The 9619-nt window shown below is 43.2% G+C and carries 10 protein-coding genes; 7 read left to right on the top strand and 3 right to left on the bottom strand.

The window, feature by feature from the left end; all coding sequences use genetic code 11:
• On the bottom strand, positions 1-279 hold a 279-nt coding region (locus O9332_RS18810; RefSeq protein ID WP_288026853.1), incomplete at its 3' end, for a DUF2887 domain-containing protein.
• A gap of 58 nt (positions 280-337) precedes the next feature.
• On the opposite strand from O9332_RS18810, the gene O9332_RS18815 reads away from it, so the two are divergent.
• The 7 genes from O9332_RS18815 to O9332_RS18845 all read left to right on the top strand — a co-directional run bounded on the left by O9332_RS18815 (position 338) and on the right by O9332_RS18845 (position 9150).
• Positions 338-1228, top strand: coding sequence for a S66 peptidase family protein (locus tag O9332_RS18815; RefSeq protein ID WP_288026855.1), 891 nt, complete (start codon positions 338-340; stop codon positions 1226-1228).
• Between the two features lie 61 nt (positions 1229-1289).
• A complete protein-coding gene (locus tag O9332_RS18820) occupies positions 1290-2267 on the top strand; it encodes an SDR family oxidoreductase (protein ID WP_002762970.1) in 978 nt (325 codons plus the stop codon).
• Positions 2268-2290: 23 nt separating this feature from the next.
• The gene (locus O9332_RS18825; RefSeq protein ID WP_288026861.1) at positions 2291-3208 is read left to right on the top strand and encodes an NAD(+) kinase; all 918 of its coding nucleotides are present in this window, start codon (positions 2291-2293) and stop codon (positions 3206-3208) included.
• A 226-nt stretch (positions 3209-3434) separates the two neighbouring features.
• The gene (locus O9332_RS18830) at positions 3435-4223 is read left to right on the top strand and encodes an ion transporter (protein WP_288026858.1); all 789 of its coding nucleotides are present in this window, start codon (positions 3435-3437) and stop codon (positions 4221-4223) included.
• A gap of 201 nt (positions 4224-4424) precedes the next feature.
• A complete protein-coding gene (hemF, locus tag O9332_RS18835) occupies positions 4425-5447 on the top strand; it encodes an oxygen-dependent coproporphyrinogen oxidase (protein ID WP_002762975.1) in 1023 nt (340 codons plus the stop codon).
• A gap of 105 nt (positions 5448-5552) precedes the next feature.
• On the top strand, positions 5553-6527 hold the full coding sequence (tilS, locus tag O9332_RS18840) for a tRNA lysidine(34) synthetase TilS (protein ID WP_002762977.1): 975 nt from the start codon (positions 5553-5555) through the stop codon (positions 6525-6527).
• Between the two features lie 322 nt (positions 6528-6849).
• Entirely contained in the window at positions 6850-9150 is a 2301-nt protein-coding gene (locus O9332_RS18845; protein WP_002762978.1) for an ATP-dependent helicase, read from the top strand.
• Here O9332_RS18845 and O9332_RS18850 read toward each other — a convergent pair.
• Positions 9115-9354 carry a DUF6737 family protein gene (locus O9332_RS18850; RefSeq protein WP_043999446.1) on the bottom strand — a complete coding sequence of 80 codons (240 nt, stop codon included), beginning with the start codon at positions 9352-9354 and terminating at the stop codon, positions 9115-9117. The genes O9332_RS18845 and O9332_RS18850 overlap by 36 nt on opposite strands.
• Positions 9355-9505: 151 nt before the next feature.
• Positions 9506-9619 (bottom strand): transposase (locus O9332_RS18855; protein WP_130758671.1); only part of this gene is annotated, 114 nt, incomplete at its 5' end.

Consider the following 9619-nt stretch of genomic DNA (forward strand, 5'->3'; position numbering starts at 1 on the left):
TGACAAAGGTTTATACTGTCTAAGATACAGGAAAAGTTCCGAAAATAATCGATAATATAGGTCTTCATCCTTTTGAAACTGCACTTCTACCAGATAAAAGGGCAAATTTTCTAGATTATCGAGCGGCAAAAATAAACCATCCAATCGAAAAGCTAGTTGTTTGACTTCTTGGGAAGTAAATCGATAATTGCTAACCCTAGCATCGGGTCGCTCAATTAATTCAAAGAACGAATCGGGAAAATCGAGAAACATTCGATAGAATATGCTGTCAGTTTTCATGCTGTCACAAAATTACCTGTAATTTCCGCTTAATCCGCCAACAAAAGAGAATTAACCTATGATCATCCCATCCTTTCTGCAACCCGGTGCTAAAGTTTCTCTGGTGGCCACCAGTGGTGCCGTCAAGGAATTAGCCGCCCTAGAAAAAGGCGTAGAAATCTGGCGATCGAGGGGTTATCAAGTGGAATTTAGCGAGAATTGGTCGAATCGTCTCGGTTATCTCGCTGGTAGCGACGAGCAACGTCGTCAAGCTTTAGCCCAAGCATGGCAAGATCCCGATTGTCAAGCAATTCTCTGCGCTAGGGGGGGTTACGGTAGCGCTCGCCTCTTAGAAAATTGGACATGGGCAAAAACTAACCCGAAATGGTTAATCGGTTTTTCCGACGTGACGGGGATTTTATGGAGTTTAGCGAAACAGGGCATCTGTAGCGTTCACGGGCCAGTTTTAACCACCTTAGCCCAAGAAAGTCCCCAATCAATTGATCGCCTCTTTTATCTTCTGGAAGGTCGTCCTTTAGCCCCTCTTGTCGGTCAAGGTTGGGGTGGGGGCAAAGTGCGGGGACGCTTATTACCAGCTAATTTAACCGTAGCCACCCATCTCCTCGGAACCTCGGTTCAACCCACCCTAGAGGGGGTAATTTTAGCCCTAGAGGACGTAACCGAGGCCCCCTACCGGATCGATCGAATGTTAACTCAGTGGCGAATGCTGGGCATTTTCTCCCAAATTAAAGGCATTGCCCTCGGTCGTTTTAGCCGTTGTCTGGCAGCCCCCGGTAGTGATAGTCAAACCGTAGAGGAAGTCTTAAAAGAGCGTTTGGGCGATTTGGGTATTGCGGTTATTGCTGAGTTACCTTTCGGTCATGATGGCGATAATGCCGCTTTACCGGTGGGAACAATGGTAGAACTGGACGGGGATCGGGGAATCTTAGAATTTTTCTATCCCCAATGATCCACTTTTTTGATAGTATCTTAGAGAAGTGTTAACAAATGTAACAAAAAATTAATTATAGATGAAAGTATTAGTTGTCGGTGCGACAGGAACCCTAGGGCGACAGATCGTGCGTCATGCCATCGATCAGGGACATCAAGTGCGTTGTTTGGTACGCAGTCAGAGAAAAGGGGCTTTTTTGAAGGAATGGGGCGCGGAATTAGTCGGGGGAACCCTACGGGATAAGAGTACCATTATTGCCGCTTTAGAGGGAATGGACGCGGTGATCGATGCCGCTACTGCCCGGGCGACGGACTCAGCCAGCATTAAACAGGTGGATTGGGATGGTAAAGTTAATCTGATTCAAGCGGCCAAAACCGCCGGGGTAGATCGCTTTATTTTCTTTTCGATTCTCAATGCCGAAAAATATCCCAACGTGCCTTTGATGGAGATAAAACGCTGTACCGAGAAATTTATAGCAGAATCGGGTTTAAAATATACAATTCTGCGTCCCTGTGGCTTTATGCAGGGGTTAATCGGTCAATACGCCATCCCGATGTTAGATAATCAAACGGTCTGGATCACGGGGGAAAGTACGGCGATCGCCTACATGGACACCCAAGATATCGCTAAATTCGCCGTTCGCGCCCTAGAAGTCCCCGAAACCGTCGGTCAATCCTATCCTGTGGTGGGCAGCAAAGCTTGGAAAGCTGAAGAAATTATCGAAGTTTGCGAACGCTTATCGGGTAAAGAGGGGAAAATTTGGCGTTTACCCATGGGATTACTGCGTTTTATGCGGGGAATAAGCCGTTGTTTCCAATGGACTTATAATATATCCGACCGACTAGCTTTTGCGGAAGTTCTCGCTAGTGGTCAAGCTCTTGATGCCCCCATGGCAGAAGTTTATCAAGTATTTGGCCTTGATCCGAGTCAAACAACTACTTTAGAATCCTATTTACAAGAATACTTTAGCCGCATTCTCAAGAAGCTCAAGGAAATCGACTTCGAGAAACAAAAAGCTCAGAAGAAGAAGAAAACTCCTTTCAAAAAGAAAGCGTGAACCAGCAGTAGGAAAATTTGTCAATGCCCAAAATCGGCATTATTTACAACGATATTAAGCCTATCGCTTGTAAAACAGCCCATCAGATACAAGATCAGCTACTTTCCCGAGGTTGGCAGGTGTTTATGGCTACCGGAAGCGGTGGCCTGCTAGGCCATTCTAAACCCTCTCGTCCGGTTTGTTTTACCCCGATCGATCAGTTAGTCCCCCCCCACTTCGATCAGGATTTAAGTTTTGCGATCGTGTTGGGGGGCGATGGTACAGTCCTATCGGCGGCCCGGCAGTTGGCCACCCTCAATTTGCCCCTGTTAACGGTCAATACGGGACACATGGGCTTTTTGACCGAAATTTACCTAAATCAGCTTGAACCCGCCTTAGAACTGGTTCTAGAGGGGAATTACACCCTCGAAAATCGCTCGATGATCACAGTGCGACTATTTCGCGAAGATACCCTCCTCTGGGAGGCACTTTCTCTCAATGAGGTGGTCGTCCACCGCGAACCCCTCACCAGTATGTGTCATTTTGAGATTCAAATTGGTGAACACGCGCCCGTCGATATCGCTGCCGATGGGGTGATTCTCTCCACTCCTACCGGTTCTACTGCCTATGCTCTCAGCGCCGGTGGCCCGGTAATAACTCCCGATGTGCCGGTATTACAATTAGCCCCCATTTGTCCCCATTCTTTAGCTTCCAGGTCCTTGGTATTTTCTGACAAGGAAACTGTAAATATTTTCCCAGCAACTGCTAATCGGATGGTGATGGTAGTGGACGGTAATGGCGGTTCTTATATCTTGCCAGAAGATCGAATTAATGTGCAGAAATCCCCCTACAATGTTCATTTTATTCGCCTGCAATCGACGGAATTCTTCCGCATCCTCCGGGAAAAATTGGGTTGGGGTTTGCCTCATATTGCTAAACCAACTTCGGTGGAATTACCTTAATCAGTTATCAGTTATCAGTTATCAGTTATCAGTTATCAGTTATCAGTTATCAGTTAAGTAGTCGGACATAAATTCTGTTGTCTATCTTAAGAAATGTAAATTGCCGCAATTCCTACTGACGACCGACTCCTTACCCCACAGTTAACTTTACTTTTATCCAACTACTTATCAGATGTGAGTTTTCAGTTGACTGATTACTGATTACTGTTTACTGATCGCTGAATTTATGCTCTCTTTTCGTGCCAAAATAGCTTTTTATTTAGAGGATGTCACCACGGCGATCGGACTGACGGTAAATCTGCTTATCTTAGCATTAATTTTACTATCTTTGGGGATTTATGTGGCTCAAACCTATCCCTTATCCGCCACTTGGCAAATGTGGTTACGTCAGCTTGATTGGGGAATTTTAAGCTTATTTTCCCTAGAGTATTTAATTCGGTTTTGGTGTGCGGAATCAAAACTAGGCTTTGTTTTTAATATTTTTTCGATCCTAGATTTATTGTCAATTCTGCCCCTATTTTTTGGTTTTTTTGATATTAGATTTTTTAGAATTTTTCGCTGGTTTAGAATTTTGCGAGTGATTCGTTTTTTTGGTTCCGATCTTTCTATTTTTAGGATTAAAACTTCCGATCAGATAGTATTTACTCGCATATTACTAACTCTATTCTCGATTATTTTTGTCTATGCAGGTTTAATTTATCAGATCGAACACCCGATTAATTCCCAAGTCTATCGGACATTTTTTGATGCTTTTTACTTCGCCATTGTGACTATGACTACCGTGGGATTTGGGGATGTAACTCCCCTTTCCGATGGGGGCAAAATGGTGACAGTTTTAATGATTTTAACGGGAGTTTTGTTAATTCCCTTGCAGATTAGCGCTCTGACTAAACAACTATTAAAATCTGGCACTCAAATTGATTATCCTTGTCCAGATTGTGGTTTACCCCGTCACGATATAGATGCCAATTTTTGTAAAAACTGTGGGGCAAAACTCTTAAAAAAACCTGATTGAGACTAATTCTGGCGAAATTCAGGAGCCGGTCGTCAGGAGATTATTTTTATTTATTCTCCCCACTTCCCCGCTTCCCCACTCCCTCACTTCCCCACTTCCCCACCCCCAATCCGTCTAAATGTTAAGTTAAGTATCGAAGAGCGGCCGTTTCATCACCCAGTAGTAATATAATCACTGAGTTATCAACTTTGATCCTTGAGTATGACTGCATTCACCACAACCCCCACCCTTGCCAATTTGCCCGCCAGTGACAGCCGTAGCCGCGTCAGTGAATTTATGAAATCCCTACAGGATGAAATTTGTCAGGGATTAGAAGAAGTGGATGGACAAGCAAAATTTATCGAAGATAGTTGGCAACGGCCCGAAGGTGGCGGCGGACGTTCGCGAGTTTTGCGGGAAGGGGCAATTTTTGAACAAGCAGGGGTGAATTTTTCGGAAGTTTGGGGGAAAGAATTACCTCCTAGCATTGCCAAACAACGGCCCGAGGCTGCCGGTCATCAATTTTATGCCACGGGAACCTCGATGGTCTTGCATCCTCACAATCCTTATATTCCCACGGTTCACCTCAATTATCGCTATTTTGAAGCAGGTCCGGTTTGGTGGTTTGGCGGTGGTGCCGATTTAACTCCCTACTATGCTTTTGAAGAAGATGCTAGTCATTTTCACCGCACTTTTAAACAGGTTTGCGACCAACATCATCCCGAATATTATCCCGTTTTTAAACGCTGGTGTGATGAATATTTTTATCTCAATCATCGTCAGGAAGCCAGAGGCATCGGCGGGATTTTCTTTGATTACCAAGACGGTTTAGACCCTCTCTATCGGGGTCCTTTTGCCGAAAGTGATGCCGCTATCTATTCAGAAAAATTATCTCCCCAACAACCCCGCAACTGGGAAGAAATTTTTAGTTTCATTAATGACTGTGGCCGAGCTTTTCTACCCGCTTACGTTCCCATTGTCCAGAAACGGCGCTCGACGGAATACGGTGACAGAGAACGTCAGTTTCAACTCTATCGTCGCGGTCGTTATGTAGAATTTAATTTAGTTTATGATCGTGGCACAATTTTTGGGTTGCAAACTAACGGTCGTACCGAATCAATTTTGATGTCTTTACCTCCTTTAGTCCGTTGGGAATACTGTTATCAACCTGCACCAAACACCCCAGAAGCAAAACTCTATGATGTCTTCCTAAAACCCCAAGATTGGGTTAATTGGCAAGGTTAAATCAGTTATCAGTTATCAGTTATCAGTTATCAGTTATCAGTTACCAGTTTACCGTTCACTGAAAATACTTCCCACACCCTTGTCAAGTAAATAAATCTAAAAATTTTGGCTAATTTTTGGACACCTCTCCATACTCGTCTGGAAACCACGGTGAAAAAGGGACAATTACTACCTAAAAATGCGTCTCTGTTAGTGGCATTGTCGGCAGGTCAGGATTCCCTTTGTTTAGGTCAATTATTGCTGGATTTGCGCTCTCGTTGGGGTTGGCAACTAGCGATCGCTCATTGTGATCACCGTTGGTCTCAGGACCGAGGATTAGTGGATCATGTGCAGAAAATCGCCGAAATTTGGCAATTACCCGTTTATATTGCCACCGCACCCCCCATGGCGGAAACGGAAGCCAAGGCCCGACAATGGCGTTATCAAGCTTTACAAACAATCGCCCAAGAACAGGGTTTTAATTATCTTCTCACGGCACACACGAGGAGCGATCGAGCGGAAACTTTTCTTTATAATCTCACGCGCGGGGCGGGTAGTGATGGACTTTCTGCCTTAACTTGGTTGACAAGTTTAACCCCAGATATTTTTTTAGTCCGTCCCCTCTTAAATGTCACTCGCGAGGAAACTTTCGCTTTTTGTCAAAGTCGAGAATTACCGATCTGGTATGATCGAGCTAATGAGAATTTACGCTATGCTCGCAATCGCATCCGTCTGGAATTATTACCCTACCTGCAAACTAATTTAAATCCCCAAATCGAAAAACATCTCGCCCAAACTGCCGAAATTTTGGAAGCAGAAAGCGATTATTTAGATAGTATTGCCCGGGATATTTTTCGTCAGGTTATCGATCTAGATCAACAAAGACTCGATCGCTCCCCTTTACAAATTCTACCTCTAGCGATACAAAGACGAGTGATTCGTTTATTTTTGGCTCAATATTTACCCTCATCCCCTAATTTTGCCGAAGTTGAGTCAGTGGTTAATCTCATTACTGGTGTTAATCGCGATGCCACTTCCTCCCTAACGGGCAAAATTCGGGTAGAAGTACAACAAAATTGGCTATATATCAGTGATCAGTGATCAGATTACAGTTTTAAGTGGACAGTGTTAGGTGAAAACTTCGCTACTTTCTTTTCACTGATTAAGTGGGTGGGTGGAATTAAATATAAGATGAACGTAGGTTGGGTTGAAGCATGAAACCCAACACCCGCTCATGTTACGCTACCGCTAACCCATCCTACAAATAATTGTGCCTCCCTACTTACTGCTTACTGTTTACTGTTCACTGAAAAACCCCATCTCCCCATTCTAGTTATCTCTAGCTAACTTTTACAGCAATTGGTTTAAGAAGAAACTATAATTAGTAATACAATTAAACTAAAAATAAAATTGGCGGGGCATAATGAGCGAAACTAAAGTAATTAATCGAGAAAATTTACTGGTCAATCTCCGGCAACAACTGCGAGCCGGACAACAGGAATTAGCCGATTGGCAAGGGGGAAAAATGGCCATTTCTGCGGTGCCGGGGGCAGGAAAATCCCACAGTTTGGCCGTAGCTGCCGCCATGGTTATTGCTCGTGAGCAACTTCATGCTAAAAAACAGTTAATTATTGTCACCTACACCCGCTCGGCTGCCGCTAGTATTAAAGCTAAAATTAAACAACGCTTGCAAGATTTACAACTTTCAGCCCAAGGTTTTAGCGTTCAAACTCTGCATGGACTGGCCCTACAATTAGCCCGTCGTTACCCGGAATTATCGGGATTAGACCTCGAATCTTCTACCTTAGTTATTCCGACTCCTAGCCACAGAATTATTAGAAACTCGGTGGAAAAATGGCTAATTGCCGACCCAATTCGTTATCAAAAGTTATTAGAAGGAGTGGAATTTGATGGGGAAGAAACCGAAAGATTACGCCGTCAATCGGTGCTGAGAACCGAAATTTTACCTAGTCTTGCCTATACGGCCATTCATGAGCTAAAAAGTTCGGGATTATCACCGCAGCAAGTTTGGGAATTAAGCCACTACACCGACGATAATTATCAAATTCTCGCTATTGCTAGTGGTTTGTACCAACAGTATGAAATCCTGATGCGTCAGAAAAACTATATAGATTATGATGACATGATTTTAGGAGCCTTGCGGGTATTAGAGGAAGAAAAAATTCGCCGACAATGGCAAAAATCTGTCTTTGGAGTCTTTGAAGATGAGGCACAGGATTCTAGTCCTCTCCAAGAAAAACTAATTACTATTTTAGCAAAAAATAATGACGGGGAAATACCTAATTTAATTCGCGTCGGCGATCCCAATCAAGCCATTAATTCTACCTTTACCCCCGCCGATCCTGTTTACTTTAATTGGTTTTGTGAAAGTTGTCAAAACGAAGGCAATTTATCCACTATGAACCAAGCAGGTCGCAGCAATACTAAAATTATCGAAGCTGCTAATTTAGTTTTACAATGGGTTGATCGAGATTGGAAACAGGGAAAAGATAATCATAAAGTTACCGAGGCTCCTTTTCGGGTTCAAGCGATCCTTCCCGTCAGCGCCGAAGATCCCCAACCTAATCCAGTTAAGGAGGGAAAAGGATTAGAAATTTATCAACCCGATGACATTTATCAAACAGTGGAATTAATTGAAAAACGTCTAGTTAAATTACTCCAAGAAAACCCTCAACATAATGCGGCTATCCTCGTTAGAGAAAATCGACAGGGACACTTTTTTGCTCAAAAATTCGCCCATTTTTACAAAAGTTATCAAATCAGAATTTTTGAAGCTAACGAGATTGATCGCTTTTCCCAAATTCCCGCCGAAATGCTGAAACTATTGGCTTTTGTCGAACGTCCCCACTCTCCCGATTATCTCAAAGCGGCCTTAGAAGTGCTACAATTTAGGGGTTTAATTACTGCCCAAGACTTAAATCCTTTAGTTACCTATCCCGAACAATTTCTTTATCCCACTCCCCTCGATCCCGAACTGAAATCTAACGAAAAAATCGCCCGTCGTTATTGCTGCAGTTTACTAAAAGCTAGATTAGAATTACCCCATTATCAACTCCTGTCTTTTTTCGCTATGACTCTCCAATATTCAGGGTCAGAATTAGCCACATTGCAAAAATTAACCGCCCGTATTTATCAGGAAACTGCTGGTAATAGTTCTCTAAAAAATACAATCAATACTCTCAATGAAATTATCGCCTCTGAGCGCTTTGAAGGGGTGGAAGAAGATAACGACGATTGTTATACTCGTCCCGGACAACTGACGATTATTACTATGCACAAAGCCAAGGGTTTAGACTGGGATTATGTTTTTATTCCCTTTCTTCATGAAGATATTATTCCTGGCAAACCTTGGGTTCCCAATGGGGCGAAATTTTTGGGAGATTTTACCCTCGCAGAAGTAGCCCGGGCGCAAATTCGAGCAGCGGTTCATCAACGCTATTTAAACCCCGACAGCATACCAATTATTCCCCCACCTTTAAGCGCTTGGTTAGAAGCTGGACAACTTAAAAAAGCTGAAGAATACCGACTTTTGTATGTAGCGATGACGCGAGCAAAAAGACTTTTATGGATGTCGAGTGAAAAAAAAGCTCCTTTCCGTTGGAACACTTTTCGCGGAGATGAAAGTAGTCAATTACAGGATAAAAATCCCTGTCCTGTCTTTCCTGTTTTAATCAATGCTTTCCCCGATTCTTTCTGTGTTTAACTGTTGCTGCAGTGTCCGCGGATAAAGAATTAGGAAGACAAACCACCAGAGGAGTATAGGAATAGATAGGAGTAGAGTTAACCAGAGACGCTGGGTTAAAAACCAACAGCCGGCAATCAGGGCAATTCCTGTCAATAAAATCGACCAAGGTTGACACCAACGGGGTTTGTGGTCCCAAACGTTATCGGATTTCGAGTTAGACATTAGTTAAGGGGCGGTAATTTACTAACTTGATTTTATCGTACCTGACTATTCAGATAACTGCTACAATTTTGGGTAATTCTATCAATAGAGTTTCTTATCTCTAGACAAACTAAGCTAAATTTTCCGGCTCTTCGTTACCCTTTATGCTAAATCAACATACAAGATGCCAAGATAACATACTTCTAACCCAAAAATTCCGAAAGTTTCTAAAGCCATAGCCTCTCCGTTTTATTAGTTTAAGTTTATTGTTGATTCCCTCGACCAC

Source organism: Microcystis sp. LE19-10.1B, assembly GCF_027530565.1.
Classification (GTDB): domain Bacteria; phylum Cyanobacteriota; class Cyanobacteriia; order Cyanobacteriales; family Microcystaceae; genus Microcystis; species Microcystis aeruginosa.

What these genes read in the sequence shown, in the direction of transcription:
- O9332_RS18815 (WP_288026855.1), top strand. Translation starts at nt 338, where the DNA reads ATGATCATCCCATCCTTTCTGCAACCCGGTGCTAAAGTTTCTCTGGTG.
- O9332_RS18820 (WP_002762970.1), top strand. Translation starts at nt 1,290, where the DNA reads ATGAAAGTATTAGTTGTCGGTGCGACAGGAACCCTAGGGCGACAGATC.
- O9332_RS18825 (WP_288026861.1), top strand. Translation starts at nt 2,291, where the DNA reads ATGCCCAAAATCGGCATTATTTACAACGATATTAAGCCTATCGCTTGT.
- O9332_RS18830 (WP_288026858.1), top strand. Translation starts at nt 3,435, where the DNA reads ATGCTCTCTTTTCGTGCCAAAATAGCTTTTTATTTAGAGGATGTCACC.
- hemF (WP_002762975.1), top strand. Translation starts at nt 4,425, where the DNA reads ATGACTGCATTCACCACAACCCCCACCCTTGCCAATTTGCCCGCCAGT.
- O9332_RS18845 (WP_002762978.1), top strand. Translation starts at nt 6,850, where the DNA reads ATGAGCGAAACTAAAGTAATTAATCGAGAAAATTTACTGGTCAATCTC.
- O9332_RS18850 (WP_043999446.1), bottom strand. Translation starts at nt 9,354, where the DNA reads ATGTCTAACTCGAAATCCGATAACGTTTGGGACCACAAACCCCGTTGG.